The following is an 18255-nucleotide window of genomic DNA, read 5'->3' on the forward strand; positions in this document are numbered from 1 at the left end:
GCTGACAGAGAACAGGTTATCGTAATGTTGCCCTGACGATATTACGTGACAGAGCCCGAACCAAGCTTATGACGACTGCCCAATATAAGGTCGAGTTGCAGATATACAGTGGTCCATTGGATCTGCTGTTGTACCTGATCCGTCGGAATGAGCTCGACATTCTGGACCTGCCTGTGGCTACGATTACGTCATCCTTCAATGAGTTTCTAGACGTGCTGGAACTGATTGATCTGGATCTGGTGGGTGACTTTCTGGTGATGGCGAGTACCCTTGCGGAAATCAAAAGCCGGATGGTACTTCCCCGGGCGGAAGAAGAAGAAATTGCGGAAGTGATTGACGATCCCCGCAGCGATCTGATTCAGCAGTTGCTGGAATACAAGAAGTTCAAAGATGCAGCGAACGCTCTGGAAGAACACGCTGCTGAATGGCAGGAGCGTTATCCCCGACTATCAGATGAACGGCCCAAATCGGGTAAGGATCCTGCAGAGGATCTCATCAAGGAGGTCGAACTTTGGGACCTGGTCAGTGCGCTGGCCCGCGTAGTGAAACGCAAAGAAGTCGAAGAGGAGTCGAGCATCACTTATGACGACACGCCAATCTCCACATATGTAGAGCGAATCGGAGCCCGCGTGCGTCAGGAAGGGAAACTCGCCTTCAGTGCATTCTTTGAAGGCGAAAAACTGCGCAGTCGGATCACCGGGATCTTTCTGGCGATATTGGAACTGCTGCGTCATCATCATTTCCGGGCAGATCAGCCGGAAGACTACGGCGAAATCTGGATTATGGCTCCCCTGCCCGAAACGCAAGACTCAGACAGCGCTCCGATAGCGGAGACTACTGACGCGTCGGTACCTGAGCATGCGGAAGAGGAAGTTGCCAGTGTCGAAACAAATGATCCCGAGATGGTGCAGACAGCTCAGGTAGAAGTAGAGGCACTTCCCGAGTCGGGCGAGACTGAGCCTGATCAAGTCGCTTCGGATACTGCTCCTGAGGACGAATCTGCTGTGAGCGATCAACCAGAGGTGGGTCTAAGTGACGACACCGATCCGGAATCACTCCATCCGGAAGCATAGTCATTTTTCAGGTGTCCGGGCCGGGATTATTAGTTCTCTCCCTTGAATCAGTGGCTCCCTTTATTCGCGACACCAGGATGCTCTACAATATCTGACATAGAAGATATGCATTTCCCCGTTCCGGTCAGAGGTGAACCGGTGCGCTGACCAGACGCAGAGAGTAGAGCAACCATGTCCGTGTTTCAGTTACAGAGTGACTTTCAACCTTCGGGGGATCAGCCCCGTGCCATCGATGGACTGGTGAAAGGCATCAAAGAAGGCAAGTCTGACCAGGTTCTGCTGGGGGTGACCGGATCCGGTAAAACGTTCACGATGGCCAATGTGATCGCAGAACTGGGACGCCCTGCTCTGATACTGTCACACAATAAAACTCTGGCAGCGCAATTGTATTCTGAATTCAAAGAGTTCTTTCCGAATAATGCAGTCACTTATTTTGTAAGTTATTACGATTACTATCAGCCGGAAGCCTATATTCCTCAGCGCGATATTTATATTGAAAAAGACGCTTCGATTAATGATGAGATTGATCGACTCCGGCTTCTGGCGACCAGTGCCCTCGTCAGTCGGCGGGACGTCATCGTGGTTGCCAGCGTGAGTTGTATCTATGGTTTAGGGTCACCTAAAGACTACCTGGAGATGATGATTCCCCTGCGCGTGGGAGAGGAGATTGACCGCGATGATATGCTCCGCAGACTGGTAGATATTCAGTATGATCGCAACAACGTTGAACTGGCGCGAGCCCGGTTTCGCGTACGTGGAGACGTAGTTGAATGCTGGCCCGCTTATGAAGAGTTTGCCTACCGGATCGAGTTCTGGGGAGACGAAATCGAAAACCTGGCGATCATTGATCCTTTGACTGGTGAGGTATTACGAACGGTCAACGAGGCCTACATTTACCCTGCCAAGCACTTTGTTCTCCCGCAGGAACGGATTGAATCAGCGATTAAAGAGATTCAGACAGAATTGGATGAACGGCTGCAGGTATTACAGAGTGAAGGGAAGCTGCTGGAATCTCAGCGGCTCAGTGCCCGGACCCGCTACGATATGGAACTGCTGGAAGAGGTTGGCTTTTGCCCGGGTATCGAGAATTACAGCCGTGCTCTGGCGGGCAGAAAACCAGGTTCCCCACCGGATACACTGCTGGACTTCTTTCCTGATGACTTCCTGTTGTTCGTAGATGAATCGCACGTAACAGTCTCACAGATTCGAGCCATGTTTGCCGGGGATCGTTCGCGTAAGACAAACCTTGTCGACCATGGTTTCCGGTTGCCGATGGCTCTCGATAACCGGCCTCTCACCTTCGAAGAGTGGAACGAACGCCGTAAGCAGACTGTTTTCGTTTCCGCGACACCGGGCGACTGGGAACTGCAGCGCGTTGAAGGGGAGGTCGTTGAACAGGTCATTCGACCCACGGGGCTGATTGATCCAGCGATACGCATTGTCCCGGCTCGCGGTCAGGTGCCTCATCTGAAGGAAGAAATTCTCAAGCGGGTGGAAGTAAATGAGCGTGTGCTGGTAACGACCCTGACCAAGCGGCTGGCGGAGGATCTGTCGTCTTATTTTCAGGAAGAAGGCATTCGCTGTGCATGGCTGCATTCTGAACTAGATGCCTTTGAGCGGGTTGAAATTCTGCGAGGGCTCCGCGAGCAGAAGTATGATGTGGTTGTGGGGATCAACCTGTTGCGCGAAGGACTGGATATTCCGGAAGTGTCACTGGTCGCCATTCTGGATGCTGATAAGGAAGGTTTTCTGCGAAGTGAAACAAGTCTGATTCAGACAATCGGACGTTCGGCACGACATGTGAATGCTGAGGTGATTCTCTATGCAGATCGAGTGACTCCCAGTATGCAGAGTGCGATTGAGGAAACGGACCGCCGCCGTGCGATTCAGGAAGAGTACAACCGCGAACACAACATTACTCCGGAAACGATTCGCAAGGCGATCAAGCGGGGGATTGAAGACGAAATTGAGGCGCGCCAGTTTGTGCGGGAGTCAGTCGGCTTTTCGGATGAGTCGGAATACATTACCCAGGAGTTTCTCAATGAACTGGAAAGCGAAATGCTTGAAGCAGCGGAGAAACTGGAGTTCGAGCGGGCGGCACTCCTGCGAGACCGAATTGACGATCTGAAAAAGTCGGGAGGCAAAGCAACCAAGTCAGCGTCAGGGAAATCATCCGGCAGGGGCGGCAAAAAAGGGAAACGTCAACGCCGCAGACGTTGATTCAGTGTGATTGCTAAAAACCAGAGTTCAGCTTCTGGAGTGCTGCACCCGTGAGGGAGTCGGAGTGCTGTGCCACTTCGGTGGGTGTGCCGGTGACTACGATCTGGCCCCCCTGCTCTCCTGCGGCTGGTCCCAGGTCAATGATGTGATCGGCAACTCGAATGAGTTGCAAGTTGTGTTCAATCAGAATCAAGGAGTGTCCCGCTGTCAGCAGGTATTCAAAGCAATTGAGCAGGTATTGTATATCCAGGGGATGGAGTCCTCGGCTTGGCTCATTCATCAGGAACAGTGTGCGTTTGCGACTGCTGGTCGTGAGGTAAGCTGCCAGTTTGAGTCGCTGACATTCTCCACCGGAAAGGGATGGGAGTGGCTGACCCAGGGGGATATAACCCAGTCCCACATCTTTGAGTTGCTTTAGTTTTTTCTGCAGTGACGCCTGTCCCCGGAAAAAGGGGAATGCCTCATCGACGGTCATTTTCAGAACATCAGCGATGCTCAGTTTGCGATATTTTATCTCCAGAAGTTCGCGTTGATAGCGTTGTCCGTGGCAGGACTGGCACTCCATGGTCAGATCTGCCAGGAACTGTAGGTCGATTTCGATGAAGCCGGTTCCTTTGCATTCAGGACAACGTCCCCCATTTTTGCTGTTGAAGCTGAAGTCTTTGGCTGTCAGGTTTCGCAGTCTCGCGTCAGCGGTCTGGGCAAAGATGCTGCGGATTTCATCAAACAGATTCAGGTAGGTCGCGGGGATGCTGCGGGGAGTCTGGCCAATCAGTGATTGATCCAGCAGGATAACCTCGTCGATCTGATCTGTTCCGGAGATTGACTCATAACCTGCTTCCGGGGCTGATAGGGGCTCTTCAGTTAGTGCGCTGGTGAGGCTGGGGAACAGGGTCTGTTCCACCAGGCTGCTTTTGCCGCTTCCACTGATACCGGTAACGATACAGAGTTGCCCCAGCGGAAAAGTAGCTGAAATGTTCTGCAGATTGTTTGTTGTGCAGCCTGTGAGGGTGATCGATCCACTCGCTTGTTTTCCGGATAGGGATCCAAAGTCATTGGAATAAGTTGAGTTGAGAAAACGGTTGGTGGGCGAGTCAGTCGCGTGTTGCATTTCGACAATTGAACCCTGGAAAACGAGTTCTCCCCCTGCTCTGCCGGCACCGGGGCCGAGTTCGACGATGTGGTCTGATGCACGAATGAATTCCGGATCATGTTCCACGATGATCAGGCTGTTGTTGAGGTCTCGTAATTGCTGCAGTATCGAAATCACACGCTGGCTGTCAGCTGGATGCAGGCCCGAAGAGGGTTCGTCCAGAATATAAAGTGTGTTGACGAGGTTCGAGCTGAGAACGGCAGTGAGTGCGATTCGTTGCTGCTCTCCGCTGGAAAGTGTGGAACGACGGCGATTGAGGGGCAGGTAGCCGATGCCCAGGTCTTCCAGCGTCTGCAGTCGATTTGTGATCTCCCTGACCAGCGAAGTTGCCGCGGGGGTTGAATCGAGGTGACTCAACCAGGAATTGATCTGGGGGATCGTTCGTGCTCCCAACTCATCAATGTTCAAATCTGCTATCCGGACGGCACGAGCCGCGGAGTTAAGGCGACTTCCCTGGCATGAACGACAGGAGAGTTCGCCTGACTGAGGATCAGCGCCTGTACCCCGGCAGACAGGGCAGGCACCCATCTGGCTGAAAAAATTAAAGAGCTGTGGCTCAGGCTTCAGGTAGGTCTCCTGGCATCGCGTGCAGGTGAGGCTGGAGAAGAAATCACAGCGATACCATTCCTGCTCATCGACGAGGAATGGTGTGTCCTTTGGTTGGCTTGCTGGTGGCTGCTCCACCAGTAATGTTGCTGTACCAGCAGATTCGGCAAATGCCAGCTCCAGGCTTTCCAGGATACGCTGATCATCTGCTTTGCGGGTGCTGAGGCGATCGAGTACGATCAGGCAGTTATTTGTGATCGAGCTGTTGGTGCCCAATTCGTCGAGCTTGCAGGACTGGTGATCAATGATCGCGCGCGTCAGGCCCTGCTGAATCAGTTCGGCCAGCAGTTTGTCGGTTGGTCGATCAGAAACAGATCCCAAAGGAAAGCTGATCTGGAAACGTGTCTGCTCAGGCAGGCTGTGAATGAAAGCGAGGGCCGATTCCGGGGATTGTGGTTTGACGGAGATCTGGCAGTTTGAGCAGATAACCTCTCCCAGGGTGCTGAACAGCAGGCGGAGGTAATTCTGAATCCCCGATTCAATGCCGACGTTCGGTTCCAGTGATTTACCTGTAGCAGCGCGTCTCCCGGCATTCTGTTTAAGGGCGACCGTGGGGGGGATCCGAGTAATCCGGTCTGCGTCCGGCTTGGGCAGCTGATGAATGAACTGACGTGCTGCTGGGGAGAGGGTTTCGAGGTAGCGTCTTTGCCCTTCCGCATAAAGGGTGTCAAAGGCGAGGCTGGTTTTGCCTGAACCACTGACGCCACAAACTGTCACCAGTTGCTGTAGAGGCAGGTCCAGGTCGATGTTTTTCAGATTATGGACACGTACTCCGCGCAGCTGAATCGCAGGCGTTTCAGGACTCTGTGTTGCTTCGCCGTGCGAAAGTTCAGTCATGTGCTGTCAGTTTCAGGCAGCGTCGGAGGCGTCCAGATAGTTCGTGATCCGGTTCTTGGGAGAGAGGCCAGGAGCAAACTCCTGTTCGGTCCGCTGCAGGCGATACTGGAGGACATAAGCATCCTCCCCGGCGTCTTCGAAATAATTCCGCAGCACTGAAACGGCACGGAAATCCATTTTGCGGAAGAACAGCTGGGCCGAAAGATTGGTTTCACGGACTTCCAGAACAATTTCCCGACGTCGTTGCTGTGAGAGCTTGTCGATCACCCGCTGTACCATCTGGCGACCGATTCCCTGCTGCCGAAATTCCGGGGCAACAGCGAAATTCAGTACCTGGATCATCGATTTATGCAGTTCGTAAATCATGAATCCAACGATCTGATGATTATGTTCGGCTACCATCCCGATGCAGTTCCGCTGGCGGAGACAGCTGAGAAAGTACTCTTCAGACCAGGTGTACTCAAAGCTTTCTTCTTCGATACGGAGAACCTCTGGCATATCTCTGCGGATAAGCCAGCGAATTTGAACCATTAAGTCCTGATTGGGGGGTTGATTGAGACTCATAGTGGCCTTCCTGCTACTGATAAGTGCTTCAATAAGTTCCTGCAACTGGTGCCCTGCTTCATCCTGAATCAGGCAGCAGCTGGATCGAAAATGATGACGGTAAAGGCTTGTCCGGGCGCCGATAATCATGGTCATGATTGAAGACGTGAATCAAAGCTGACGACGCCAAAAACAGCGAGGTTGATTCGCGAAACTTATCAGAACTTGAAAACGGCGCACAGAGGAATTTCAGCATTTTTTCGTGAAATCGGAGACGTGCAGGAAAGGTTTTGCGCAGGTAGTGCTCTGACCTGACGTTCTGAATCCTCTGTGCAGCAGGGGTTTATCAGCCTTTAGGGGGGATAGGCATACGGCGTTTCATCACCATGTGGTTGATGACTTCTTCTACGCCGGTCAGTGCCTGAATGCGCTTGCTGAGATCCGGGCATTCGTCATCGAACTCGAGCACACCTTCCAGGCAGACACCGTTTTTGGTGCGTCGCACGACCAGAGAGTTCAGGCAGACATCGGAGTCGATGGCCAGCGCGTGCTTGATCTCACATTCGAGTGCGTGTGGCGCTTCGAAATTACGGGGAGCAATACGTGAAGCTGTGTTTGCAGGAAGCGGTTGGGCTGTGCGGGGGAGGGGTTTACTTTTCATGTGGTTGTTCCTTTCACCACCAGTTGAAATCGTTCCATCAACATACTGGATTTGGGTCTATCCTCTGTCTCAATCTTAACATTCACTGAAGAAACTGATAGATGAAAAGTAAACCTTCTTTCTAAGAATTTGAAAAAGGACCTCCCCCTCTCGAATCCAGCCTGAGTTACTTCGAGGTAGTAATGGTACAGAGTGAATAAGGGATATCATTGATGTGGTAGATGGCTTCCATGTAGTAGGCGACATGGCCCTTCTCTGGTTTGTTTATTTTAGCCAGGTAGCTATTGTCTTCCGGGGCAACGTCTTGTGACGTCCATTGGGCGTCACGGAAATCCTTATCGTCAGAGTAAGCACTCCAGATGCGGACCCGAGTCGGTTTGCTGTCACAAGTCAGCTTTAGTTCGTAATCATTGCTGTTGTCCCAGCTTATGTTCGGCAGTTCCTGCCCCGTTGCTGCATGGATGAAGAATGCTGCAATGGTTTGCAGGGCGTATTCGACTCCATTCCCCAGGTCATGTCCTGCGTTGGGGACCTGCAGGATGTACTTCGGACCTACCAGATCTGACCAGTAAAACTTCATGGCGTCGACGACCCAGTAAGGATCATTGGTGCCATTAACGAGGAGTTTGGGAAGTGTGAGCTGATTGCGGTAGGTGTAAGGGTCCATCATCAGTCGCAGGTGTTTTTCCCGAGGGGATTCGACTCCTTCAACGATCAGGCCTTTGCTGGTGTAGTCAATAATCTGAACGCTGTATTTTCCCCAGGTGGCAATCTGATGTTTCATTTGTTTGCGGAAGTTCAGGGTATCGATCACGATTGGTGCAGTGGCGATGATCCGTTTATCTACAACGGGGGTGAGCCAGCTGGTCCAGCCGCGCTTGGATGCCCCGGTAATGACGAAGCCGTCGATCTCAATATTTCGATGCTCGCGTGCAATTTCCTGAATCGCGTCCATGGCCTTGACGGCACTTTTAGCCATGGGAAACAGCAGCGGCCAGTTTTCGTCTCCCGTTTTCAGGTATTGCAGCCAGGTTTCGGTGATCAGGTCATCCTCTTTTTTGCCATCAAACAAGGGCTGATTGGGGACCTGTGTCAGTAAGGCGATGCGGGCTCCGGTGGTTTTGGCAAGCAGGAAGGCGGGTTTGAGTCGTTTTTCGTTGGGGTGCGAACCGTTGCTACCCCCTGTGACGAACAGCAGCACCTTGTTGTTGATACGAACCTGATCGGGTTCAAAGATGTAAAGCCAGTGCTTCCAGGTGTGTCCCTGCCAGGTTTGTGAAGTCAGCTCTACGGGGTAGGCTGTCACGCCGTCGTGAGACAGTGAGTCATGGATTTCCCATTTGTATTCAGGCTCTTCTTTCTGGATGTAGTTAAAGAAAGCCTCAGGAACCTCTTTTGCTTCCACCGGTCTGGTGCGGAGGTTTACATTTTCCGCTGCAGGGAGTACCGAATTGAAGCTGAAAAATAACAGGAGAATACAGGTTCTTTGCAACATGTTTTACTTCCGGTATTATGAGCAGGAGTGGCGGGCAACTATTTAGGGCCGCCTGGTTGAGTCATTCTGGTGCGACTGTTATGTAGGTGATTGCGGGAAGATTTATTTGGTGGTTAGTTCGATAACACCCAGATCAACTTCATCGCCCTCTTTAACAGAAAATTCTATTTTTGACTTCTGTGGTGAATCATAGCGTTTTTTCAGCTTGTCCGGTCCGCTGTAGCCACGGTTCACTAAATCGAATTTCTTCCAGACAAAAGTCAGAGCGTATTCGCCGGGAGGAAGACCATCACCGGTTGTATACGTTGAAAGTTCAAAGACGCCATCGTTATCGCTTGAGCCTCTTGATAGCGTAGGGTGTTCCGTATCAACTTCACCCTTATTGACGCAATTGATTTGAATCGGGGACCCGGGGGCTTTGCCATCAACGGTGATTTTCCCTTTTACGGGATAGGTTTTTTTTGTGTAAGGTTCCTCTACATGGTTGCAGCCTGTGAATACAAGCGACAATAAAACCAGGGGAATGGCATTGATTCGTTTCATGGAGCTTTCTCGGTTGTGGCTGATGTGGAATGGCTAAACCTGTCAGCGCCAGACGTAGCATCTGGCGCTGAGCCTGCTGTTGCTTGGCAAGATAGGTTTAGAATTCGCCGAGGACTTCTCCCCCCGCACGAGTGGTGAGAGATGCCAGAGTGTAGGCATCAACATTCTGGCTGATGAAACGGACTGCGCCATCGCCCAGCAGAAAGTGAGCCCCTCCAACGTGGAAGCTAAGAAAGCCTGCACTTCTGATATTAGTGCAGTTGATGGCACAGGGGCCATCGGGTGTACCATCTCTGAGAGAACCTGAGTACCAGTGCTCACCATTCAGGAGGTCTCCCCATCCGCCACCATTAGTTGAGCCATAGGCGGATGTGAACGCCGAGTGAATGGTTGTGCCAGTATAGATATTTGTGCCTCCCACCCGTTCGCCGAGCAGGATTGTATTAGAGGTTCCGTCAATTACGTCACGAATTCTGGTAATCGTATTGCTTCCCCCTGAAGGATTGCTGGGGTCAACTCCTACATTGGTCAGCATTCCGGATCGACTGTTAGCTGCCGGGTGGCCGGTGTAGGCGATTGAAGAATAAGTGCCGCGAACCCCTAAAGCCGGGCAATAGTCAGTTCGAGCAGCGGTGTAGGTAAGTGGAAATCCGGCAGGTGTTAAGTCGTAGGTGTGGGTTGTGGCCTCTGGTGTGGAAGGACACATGAAGACTGGAAGTGGGTTCTTGATGACCTGCAGGTTTTGTTGCACAGCAGGAATGGCGGCCAGCTGATCGAAAGCAGGATACGATGAATTCCACTGGTTGTAGAGTGGTGCCTGATCCATGTAGGGGAGAAGCATGATGTTGTAAACACTGGCTTTCGGATTTGCAGGGTTGGCGGCATCTACAAACCAGGAAAAGGGGAAACAGCTGTGTGCATCATGGTAATTGTGGAACGCCAGGCCTATCTGTTTGAGGTTGTTTTTGCACGTCGATCGACGGGCTGCCTCTCTTGCCTGCTGGACTGCCGGCAATAACAGTGCAATTAAGATGGCAATAATCGCAATGACGACGAGTAACTCAATCAGAGTAAAACCTTTTTTGAGGCGCGAGTTCAGTTTCATCCTCTTTCTCCTTAGGCACAGCGAAATGAATTATGAGATCCAGGGAAAATCAGAGTAAGAATACATTCTCCATAAAGAGAGCTTTCTTCTGTTTTATATTCAGCAAATCACGCACCACAGTGTGGTTCAGATTGCCGGCAAGAATTTGCAGTTCGAAAGTAACCTATAACTTCAGGTTTTTTGATATCAGGCATTTAGGACATGTATTGGATAGGGCCTGATAATTTCTCAGCATACCTTCCGGTTTCGAGACAATCCATATCATTATCTATGAAATAGGTAAAAATACTAATTTTAATTTTTGGCGTAGCGGGGGTTAAGAACCTGACGGTGTAAGCTGCAGGTTAAGGTGGATTCTGGGGGCAGAATTTCAGCCGAAAGGAGCCCTGCCCTCCCATTGCTTTTGGTTCTGTGGATAGGGAACTGTTTGGATGAATTAGCAGATGCCTGTGTAAAAATTACAAGCGGTTTGGGCTGCGGCATTTTTTTGCATAACCCGCCTTGACCAGATTTGAAGAATCGGGAGAATGCTCCCACTTCAAAGACGCAATCAAAAATCAATCACTTCCAAGCACATCTCCCAGCCAGTTCCGGCTGTTATTATTTGCCACCAGCCTTTTAGATCAAAGCATTCCCTAGCCACCCCCTTTCAGACATTGGTTTCATTGAAATGCATGGTTCATACCTCACATCCATGTCATCTTCATCGTTAAGCTTGTCGCCGGGAACGATTGCCATCAGTTTAAGATCGCAATTTCCTTCCGCGAGCTTTGTGGATTGTGCCGACATTTGCGTGACTTCCCTGCAGTCCGACAGTCGACGCTGTCAGCCGGGAGACCTGTTTGTGGTGATTGCCGGGACCAGGGAGTCTGCTGAAAAGTATATCCCCGAGGCAATCAAAAACGGTGCCAAGGCGGTACTGACCGGTCGTCCGTTGACGGGGCTGGAAGTTCCTCAGTGCATTGTGGCTGACGTTCGTAAGGCATACGCGATTCTGTGTATGGAACTGGCAGACCGACCTTCAAGGCAGTTGGAGGCGGTAGGGATTACCGGAACCAATGGAAAGACAACGGTCAGTTGGCTGGTCCGGTCGATTTTACAGAGTGCCGGTCACAAAACCGGTCTCTCAGGCACGGTCGAGTACCATGATGGAAATAAGTCTCGGCCTTCTTCGCTGACGACGCCCGATGCGTTAGAGTTGTCGCAGTTATTATCTGCAATGGTCAAGAATGAAGTTACACATGCAGTGATGGAAGTCTCCAGCCATGCCCTGGACCAGAGCCGGCTTGCGGGGACACAACTGGCAGTCGCAGCGGTGACGAATGTCACACAGGATCATTTTGACTATCATCAGAATTTGAAAAATTATGCAGCCTGTAAAGCACGAATCATTCAGCATCTCAAGCCTGAAGGGACACTGGTGCTGAATTTCGATGATCCCGTTTGTCGTTCGATGGCAGACGGAAAGCAGTCGACTCAAAAGCTGCTGACCTACGGTCTTGAGTCGGAAGCAGATCTGCAGGCGACAGGGATACAGGAATCAGCGGCTGGTACAGAATTTGAAATTGTATTCGAGGCAGACACTGCGTCAGTCAGTACGACTCTCATTGGCAGACATAATGTTTCGAATTGCCTGGCGGCAACAGCTGTCTGCCTGGGGCTTGGTCTGAGCCTGCAGGAAATTGTGACCGGAATTCAGGCCCTGGAAAATGTTCCCGGTCGAATGGAACAGGTGAATTGTGGCCAGTCCTGTAGCGTGCTGATTGATTATGCCCATACTGATGACGCATTGCGACATGCGATTCTCTCTGCCCGACAGGTCTGTAATCGGCGTTTATTCTGTGTATTTGGGGCTGGCGGGGATCGCGACAGTTCGAAACGCGGCCTGCTGGGGATCGCGGGTAGTGAAGCGGATCGGGTGATCATCACCAGCGATAATCCGCGGAGCGAAGATCCGTTTCAGATCATGAAAGCGATTGCTGCTGGCTGTCAGTCTCAGGGAGTGACGCCGGAATTGATCGAAGATCGGAAAGCAGCGATCGAATATGCTCTGTCAGAAGCCGGGGCAGGAGATCTGGTGCTGATTGCCGGTAAAGGTCATGAATGCGAACAGATTTTACGTGACAGGAGAGTCCCCTTCCGCGATCGACTGGTTGTAGAGCAGTATTTCGCGGAGCAGAAAATTTCGGACTCTCAGAAAGTTTCCGCTTAACACATTCTATTATTCAAAGGAACTACGGGCCAGACAGTTATGAATCATCTATCTCTCGCAACACTTAGCAAGGTGCTTCTCAGCAGATCGGATAACTTCGATCCCGCTGCCGGTACAGCTGGTGTCAGCGGGATTTCAATTGATTCGCGTACGGTCCAACCAGGGGATCTGTTCTTTGCAATTCAGGGGCAGCGCCTTGATGGTCACGAGTTTGTAAAACAGGCATTGGAGCGAGGGGCAAGTGCCTGTGTTGTGAAACAGCAACTCGTCTCTGAGCACAACTCGGCACCACTCTTGCTGGTGGATGATGTGAACCAGGCACTCACACGGTTTGCTCACTGGTATCGCCGGCAGCAGGCAGCAACTGTCATCGGAGTTACGGGCAGTGTTGGCAAGACAACCACCCGCAATATGATTTACACGGCCCTGGCTCCTTATCTGAAAGGGGTACAGAGTCCTGCTAACTATAACAATGAGTTTGGTGTCCCCCTGAGTATTGCACAGCTTGAGTCTGTGCATCAGTTCGCGGTACTGGAACTGGGGGCTTCACAGGCGGGTGAGATTCGCAGCCTGGCAGAAGTGGTGAGTCCTGAGATCGGTGTCATAACTGGAATTGGGCCTTCCCACCTGGAACATTTTGGAACACTCCAGCGAACGGCTGAAGCGAAGGCAGAACTGTTTGAGCAACTTCCTGTTTCGGGACTGGCAATTGTCAATGGTGACGATGCCTATGCGGACTTTCTGGTCTCTCGCAGCCCTGCTCCCTCATTCCGGATTGGTTTGGGAGAAGGTAATGATTTGCGAGCTGTGGCGGTTCGTCAGGAAGAAAATGGCCTGACCTTCCAGGTCGATGGAACAAATTTTGTGATCCCAGTGATGGGCAGTCATTTTGTCTACCCTGCTCTGATCGCGATTGCCGTTGGTAAAGTGCTGGGACTGTCAAATCAGGAATTGTCAGACAGCCTGCGGGAGTATGAACCAGTTCGGGGTCGCTGTCATGTCGAACTGGTTGGAGACTGGACCGTGGTGGATGACGCATACAATTCCAGTCCGGTTTCGATGCGAGCGGCATGTGAGCTGTTGAGCGAGTGGCCAACTCCCGGAAAGCGGATTCTGGTGATGGGCGACATGCTGGAGTTGGGGCCAGACTCGCCCGGTTATCATCGCGAAATTGGAAAAAAGGTCGCCTGTTCCACAATCGATCGATTGTATGTATGTGGTGCCCAGGCGGCATCCGTTGCGGCAGGAGCACTCGAAGAACAGTTCCCTGCTGGATGTATCGTGCAAGGGGCAGATGTTGAAGAGATTCAAGCGGATGTGTTTTCCGGTCTGGAGCCGGGAGATGTTGTATTAGTCAAAGGTTCCCGTGGTATGCGGATGGAGCGGCTGTTGGAATATCTCAAACAGCAGGTTTCAGAGCAGTCCACTCAGGGAGAAAAAAATATTTCATGTGTCTAACTCAATGATTTTGCCATGTGCTTAGGGTTTGCGGGAATCCAGAGCGCGTTCGCTTCGGCGGACAAATCAGCACCGGAAATTGTGATTAATTGGGTCGATCACTCCAATGCTGTATCATGGTGAAATCATTTCCGGGCGTCGAGATTGGGGTCTCGGCGCCCGGTCTCTTTACAGGACCTGGTAAAAAAATGAATGAGACCCTGAATCCGGGCGAGAAAAACACTGCATGATCATTTGGCTGTTGAATCATTTTTCTCCCCTGCTGGAAAAACTGGAAGTGCTCTCCACTGGCGATTCGCGTGTGTTTCTGACTGCACGCATTGCGCTGGCCAGCCTGTCTTCATTTCTGATCGCGATTCTACTCGGCCCGTTTGCGATTCGCTGGCTGGAAAAACGTTTCCGGGAACGAATCGACAGCGCCTCGGAAAAACTCAATGAGATTCATGCTTCCAAGAATGCAACCCCGACCATGGGGGGCATTTTTATCGTGGGGGCAATTTTGATCTCCGGTCTGCTCTGGGCGGATCTTTCCAGCGGCTATGTGCAACTTGGCCTGTTGACGGCGTCGGGATTTGCGCTGCTGGGGGCTTACGATGACTGGGTGAAGCTGAGTACCAAGCAGAATGGTCTGAAGCCGCGGCAGAAACTGATTGTGCAATTAATCTTTTCTGCGTTGATTGGGGCTGCCCTGTATTATAGTCATTCGACGGTTCCAGCGGGTCTCGATCTGATCATGCCGGTCACCCGTCTGGTGTTTCCGCTTGGAATTCTGTTCGTTCCCTGGGCGATGCTGGTCATGACGGGCAGTTCCAATGCTGTCAACCTGACTGATGGGCTGGATGGACTGGCCAGTGGGTGTATGGTGTTTGCCGGATCTGCTTTCGCCGGACTGACGTACCTGGCGGGACACAAGGTAATGGCTGAGTATCTACAGATCCCCTACATTCCCGGTGCGGGTGAACTCAGCATTCTGCTGGGAGCAGCCGTGGGGGCGGTGCTTGGATTTCTCTGGTTCAACTGTTATCCAGCACAGGTTTTCATGGGAGATACCGGTTCCCTGCCTCTGGGAGCGCTACTCGGGTTTGCGGCGCTGGTCATTCGACAGGAGGCTTTGCTGGTGATTGCCGGCGGCGTTTTTGTTGTCGAGACACTGAGTGTGATGCTGCAGGTGTTCTGGTATAAGCGAACCGGAAACCGCATTCTGGCCTGTAGTCCTCTGCACAATCATTTCCTGTTCAAGGGCGAACATGAAATGAAGATTGTGGTTCGCTTCTGGATCTGTTCTGCTTTGCTGGCGATTATTGCGGTTGCCAGTCTGAAAATTGCAACCTGATCTGCCGTCGAATCAGTTCAGTTCAGGTAAGCGTGAAAAGCACTGGCTGTTCTGTCGATTCTAGCGGTCTGCGAAGTGGGGGCAGCGATTCCATGGCCTGTTATCACGGTTTTGTCAGCTGATTCATGTCGGGCGGCAATGTTTCTAAATCATGGTCTGGTTATGGGGTTACCTTTGGTGAGGTGCCCGAAAAATAGTCGATTTCAGAGATGTCACTCTGTGTCATTTTCGAGATCGGAATATGAAACCTACCTCACTCCTGCCGCAAACTCAGCCTGATCATGATCGCAGCCTGTTCATCTCGATGGCTTGCGCGCTGCTGGGGATCGGGGTGTTAATGGTACATAGTGCCAGTATTACGTCCTGGCCAACTGAGTTCGAGCAGGTTTACCTGTCCCGGCACCTGACCTTTCTAGCTCTGGCGGTTGTAGTTTCCTCAATTGCTTCCATGCTGCCAGCCCGATTCTGGTACGAGCGTGCGCCGCTGCTCTTCTGGGGAACCGTGGCATTGCTGGTTCTGGTACTCATTCCGGGAATCGGGACGCGGGTGAATGGTGCCCAGCGCTGGCTGAGATTAGGGCCTGTTTCATTGCAGCCCTCCGAGCTGGCAAAGATCGCTTTGCCATTGCTGACTGTGCGGTTGATGGTCCAGCGTCGGGCGTTTTTAAACCATTGGTGGAAAGGCACAATTCCGCTGCTGGTTCCCCTGCTCCTCGTGATTCCTTTAGTGCTGAAACAGCCTGACCTGGGAACCTCGCTGTTTCTTGTGGGGGGCGTGGCACTGGCTCTGTTCCTCGGTGGCTGGCCTCTTCGTAATTTTATGATAGGTCTGTTATGCGCGATTCCTGCGGTCGGAATGCTCGTGGCATTGCGGCCTTATCAGTTGAAACGTATCACCGGTTTTGTAGATACCTGGACCAACTGGCAATCGGCGCCTTACCAGCTGAAACAGTCACTCATGGCTTTGGGGGCTGGCGGAATCAGTGGTTCCGGTCTGGGCAAAGGAGCACAAAAGCTCAGCTTTCTTCCCGAAGCGAATACTGACTTTGTCTTTTCTGTTGCCGGTGAAGAGCTGGGTTTGATTGGTACTCTGGGGATTGCAGGTCTCTGGATCGGTCTGTTCCTGGCCGGGTTCAATATTCTGCGTTCCCAGAATCAGAAGTCTTTTGCCTACGTTGCGGGTTTTACACTTTTGCTACAGCTGGTGTTGCAGGCAATTATCAATGTGGCCGTCGTCACAGCTATGGTTCCACCCAAGGGGATTTCGCACCCTCTGATCAGTTATGGCGGGACAAACCTGATGGTCAGTCTGCTTTCGTTGGGGATTATTGTCAGCTTGACACGTGCAGGTACAGATGAAAGTCTGCAGATCGATCCAGCCCTGGATCAGTCAGACGATCCTGAACCTGCCATTGATCAGTCAGTATCCTCTCTTCCAATTGACGAAGCACTCGAGGATGAAGAGTGCGAGGATGAAGAGTGCGAGGATGAAGAGTGCGAGGATGAAGAGTGCGAGGATGAAGAGTGCGAGGATGAAGAGTACGAGGATGAAGAGTGCGAGGATGAAGAGTGCGAGGATGAAGAGTACGAGGATGAAGAGTACGAGGATGAAGAGTACGAGGATGAAGAGTGCGAGGATGAAGAGTATGAAGATGAAGAGCTGGAAAAAGAGTGACTGGGATTTTCCTATGACATATTCTATGCTGAGCTGTCTGATCTCAGTTTAAAATCCTTGTCCAATAAACTCCGCGATGATGACCGAATCCCGTCTTAAGAAACGATCTCTTATTTTTGCCGGCGGTGGCACTGGCGGTCATCTGCTTCCCGGAATTGCGGTGGCAGAACAACTCGCCTCAATGGACGACTTTTCGATAACATTTATTGGTTCCAATCGACCGGTCGAGCAGCAGATTATAGAACGTTCGGGATACCAGCATCTCGGACTGGATTCTTCTCCCAGTAATGAGTTGAAAAGCGCTCCCTGGAGATTCTTCTGGAATAACGGACGTGCCTGTCTGCAGGCGCGGCGGATTTTGCGGGCGGAACGACTGGCTGCGGTGATTGGACTGGGCGGGTTTGCCAGTGTGCCTGTGATTCTAGCTGCCAGCTGGCTTAAGATTCCGATTGTATTGCTGGAGCAAAATATCATTCCCGGTCGAGCCAACCGGTTTCTGTTCTCTCGCGCCAATGTTATCTGTACTTCGTTTGCCGAAACCCGTCTTCCCAAGCCTCACTCTGGAAGGCCTCTGATTGCCTTTACTGGCAATCCGGTGCGTGAGCAGATGACGCATCTTGAAACCACCCCAAAGAGCGAACCATCAGAGATATTGTTGCTGGTTCTAGGTGGCAGCCAGGGGGCTCGAGCGGTGAATCAGGCGGTACTCGCTTTGCTGGAACGCGGGCGAGATGCCCTGCCTCGCAGACTGCATGTCGTGCATCAGACGGGAGAAGTAGACTGGAAGCATGCGGTGCAGGAATATCAGAAACTTCAGGAACACGATTCCGAATTGCGCGTAACCGTTGAGCCATTTATTGATGATCTGGCGGAATGGTATTCGAAGGCCGATCTGGTGATTTCGCGGGCGGGAGCCACGACTCTGGCAGAGCTGGCCTGTACGGGATGTCCGACGGTATTAATTCCCTACCCAAATTCGATCGGCGATCATCAACTGATTAATGCTCAATTCTATGAGGCAGAAGGAGCTGCGGTGCTGGTAGAGCAGATGGCTGAAGCCGAACTGACCGCGCGCAACCTACAGACCGCAGTGGTCGAATTATTGCATGATTCTACGAAACGGAATTCATTGTCTGAGGCCATGCAGAAGCTGGCTCTGCCCGAGGCTTCCCGGAATGTAGCGGATGAAATCATGGCTCTTATAGCCCATTGAGGTGGTGTACAATATGCCATTTTCTGGGGTTCCAGCTACTGATTTCCGGGGACTGTGGTGGCTGAACTGGTAGAACCTGTCAGTTTTCCGTGCTTTTCCAGGTTTTACGGAATCCCCCCAGCCTGTTG

At 51.8% G+C, this 18255-nt stretch carries 13 protein-coding genes; 7 read left to right on the forward strand and 6 right to left on the reverse strand.

The window, feature by feature from the left end; genetic code table 11:
• The first annotated feature begins 68 nt into the window (after window positions 1–68).
• Both FYZ48_RS28025 and uvrB read left to right on the forward strand, forming a co-directional pair.
• Entirely contained in the window at window positions 69–1073 is a 1005-nt protein-coding gene (locus tag FYZ48_RS28025) for a segregation and condensation protein A (RefSeq protein WP_149345762.1), read from the forward strand.
• 171 nt (window positions 1074–1244) lie between these two features.
• Complete coding sequence (gene uvrB / locus FYZ48_RS28030) at window positions 1245–3293, forward strand: excinuclease ABC subunit UvrB (protein ID WP_149345763.1); 2049 nt, start codon at window positions 1245–1247, stop codon at window positions 3291–3293.
• Between the two features lie 13 nt (window positions 3294–3306).
• Here uvrB and FYZ48_RS28035 read toward each other — a convergent pair whose 3' ends face one another.
• From FYZ48_RS28035 to FYZ48_RS28060, 6 genes are all read right to left on the reverse strand, one after another.
• Window positions 3307–5889: an AAA family ATPase gene (locus FYZ48_RS28035; protein WP_149345764.1), complete on the reverse strand. Its 2583-nt coding sequence runs from the start codon at window positions 5887–5889 to the stop codon at window positions 3307–3309.
• Window positions 5890–5901: 12 nt separating this feature from the next.
• Entirely contained in the window at window positions 5902–6453 is a 552-nt protein-coding gene (gene rimI / locus FYZ48_RS28040) for a ribosomal protein S18-alanine N-acetyltransferase (protein ID WP_145040142.1), read from the reverse strand.
• A 325-nt stretch (window positions 6454–6778) separates the two neighbouring features.
• Complete coding sequence (locus FYZ48_RS28045) at window positions 6779–7093, reverse strand: hypothetical protein (protein WP_145040144.1); 315 nt, start codon at window positions 7091–7093, stop codon at window positions 6779–6781.
• Window positions 7094–7259: 166 nt separating this feature from the next.
• On the reverse strand, window positions 7260–8588 hold the full coding sequence (locus FYZ48_RS28050) for a PhoPQ-activated pathogenicity-related family protein (RefSeq protein WP_149345765.1): 1329 nt from the start codon (window positions 8586–8588) through the stop codon (window positions 7260–7262).
• Window positions 8589–8690: 102 nt separating this feature from the next.
• Window positions 8691–9131, reverse strand: coding sequence for a hypothetical protein (locus FYZ48_RS28055; RefSeq protein ID WP_145183917.1), 441 nt, complete (start codon window positions 9129–9131; stop codon window positions 8691–8693).
• Between the two features lie 97 nt (window positions 9132–9228).
• Window positions 9229–10236: a DUF1559 domain-containing protein gene (locus tag FYZ48_RS28060; RefSeq protein ID WP_149345766.1), complete on the reverse strand. Its 1008-nt coding sequence runs from the start codon at window positions 10234–10236 to the stop codon at window positions 9229–9231.
• A gap of 694 nt (window positions 10237–10930) precedes the next feature.
• Between FYZ48_RS28060 and FYZ48_RS28065 the strand changes: the two genes are divergently transcribed.
• The 5 genes from FYZ48_RS28065 (at window position 10931) to murG (ending at window position 18127) form a co-directional block, all read left to right on the forward strand.
• The gene (locus tag FYZ48_RS28065; RefSeq protein ID WP_187782267.1) at window positions 10931–12448 is read left to right on the forward strand and encodes a UDP-N-acetylmuramoyl-L-alanyl-D-glutamate--2,6-diaminopimelate ligase; all 1518 of its coding nucleotides are present in this window, start codon (window positions 10931–10933) and stop codon (window positions 12446–12448) included.
• Window positions 12449–12487: 39 nt separating this feature from the next.
• Window positions 12488–13906, forward strand: a complete 1419-nt coding sequence (locus FYZ48_RS28070) for a UDP-N-acetylmuramoyl-tripeptide--D-alanyl-D-alanine ligase (RefSeq protein ID WP_149345768.1) — start codon at window positions 12488–12490, stop codon at window positions 13904–13906.
• A gap of 226 nt (window positions 13907–14132) precedes the next feature.
• Window positions 14133–15239 carry a phospho-N-acetylmuramoyl-pentapeptide-transferase gene (gene mraY, locus FYZ48_RS28075; RefSeq protein ID WP_149345769.1) on the forward strand — a complete coding sequence of 369 codons (1107 nt, stop codon included), beginning with the start codon at window positions 14133–14135 and terminating at the stop codon, window positions 15237–15239.
• Between the two features lie 241 nt (window positions 15240–15480).
• Window positions 15481–16914: a peptidoglycan glycosyltransferase FtsW gene (locus tag FYZ48_RS28080; RefSeq protein WP_149345770.1), complete on the forward strand. Its 1434-nt coding sequence runs from the start codon at window positions 15481–15483 to the stop codon at window positions 16912–16914.
• A 76-nt stretch (window positions 16915–16990) separates the two neighbouring features.
• Window positions 16991–18127, forward strand: a complete 1137-nt coding sequence (gene murG / locus FYZ48_RS28085) for an undecaprenyldiphospho-muramoylpentapeptide beta-N-acetylglucosaminyltransferase (protein ID WP_149345771.1) — start codon at window positions 16991–16993, stop codon at window positions 18125–18127.
• The last annotated feature ends 128 nt before the right edge of the window (window positions 18128–18255 follow it).

The sequence above is a fragment of the Gimesia chilikensis genome (genome assembly GCF_008329715.1).
Lineage (GTDB): Bacteria > Planctomycetota > Planctomycetia > Planctomycetales > Planctomycetaceae > Gimesia > Gimesia chilikensis.

What these genes read in the sequence shown, in the direction of transcription:
- FYZ48_RS28025 (WP_149345762.1), top strand. Translation starts at nt 69, where the DNA reads ATGACGACTGCCCAATATAAGGTCGAGTTGCAGATATACAGTGGTCCA.
- uvrB (WP_149345763.1), top strand. Translation starts at nt 1,245, where the DNA reads ATGTCCGTGTTTCAGTTACAGAGTGACTTTCAACCTTCGGGGGATCAG.
- FYZ48_RS28035 (WP_149345764.1), bottom strand. Translation starts at nt 5,889, where the DNA reads ATGACTGAACTTTCGCACGGCGAAGCAACACAGAGTCCTGAAACGCCT.
- rimI (WP_145040142.1), bottom strand. Translation starts at nt 6,453, where the DNA reads ATGAGTCTCAATCAACCCCCCAATCAGGACTTAATGGTTCAAATTCGC.
- FYZ48_RS28045 (WP_145040144.1), bottom strand. Translation starts at nt 7,093, where the DNA reads ATGAAAAGTAAACCCCTCCCCCGCACAGCCCAACCGCTTCCTGCAAAC.
- FYZ48_RS28050 (WP_149345765.1), bottom strand. Translation starts at nt 8,588, where the DNA reads ATGTTGCAAAGAACCTGTATTCTCCTGTTATTTTTCAGCTTCAATTCG.
- FYZ48_RS28055 (WP_145183917.1), bottom strand. Translation starts at nt 9,131, where the DNA reads ATGAAACGAATCAATGCCATTCCCCTGGTTTTATTGTCGCTTGTATTC.
- FYZ48_RS28060 (WP_149345766.1), bottom strand. Translation starts at nt 10,236, where the DNA reads ATGAAACTGAACTCGCGCCTCAAAAAAGGTTTTACTCTGATTGAGTTA.
- FYZ48_RS28065 (WP_187782267.1), top strand. Translation starts at nt 10,931, where the DNA reads ATGTCATCTTCATCGTTAAGCTTGTCGCCGGGAACGATTGCCATCAGT.
- FYZ48_RS28070 (WP_149345768.1), top strand. Translation starts at nt 12,488, where the DNA reads ATGAATCATCTATCTCTCGCAACACTTAGCAAGGTGCTTCTCAGCAGA.
- mraY (WP_149345769.1), top strand. Translation starts at nt 14,133, where the DNA reads ATGATCATTTGGCTGTTGAATCATTTTTCTCCCCTGCTGGAAAAACTG.
- FYZ48_RS28080 (WP_149345770.1), top strand. Translation starts at nt 15,481, where the DNA reads ATGAAACCTACCTCACTCCTGCCGCAAACTCAGCCTGATCATGATCGC.
- murG (WP_149345771.1), top strand. Translation starts at nt 16,991, where the DNA reads ATGATGACCGAATCCCGTCTTAAGAAACGATCTCTTATTTTTGCCGGC.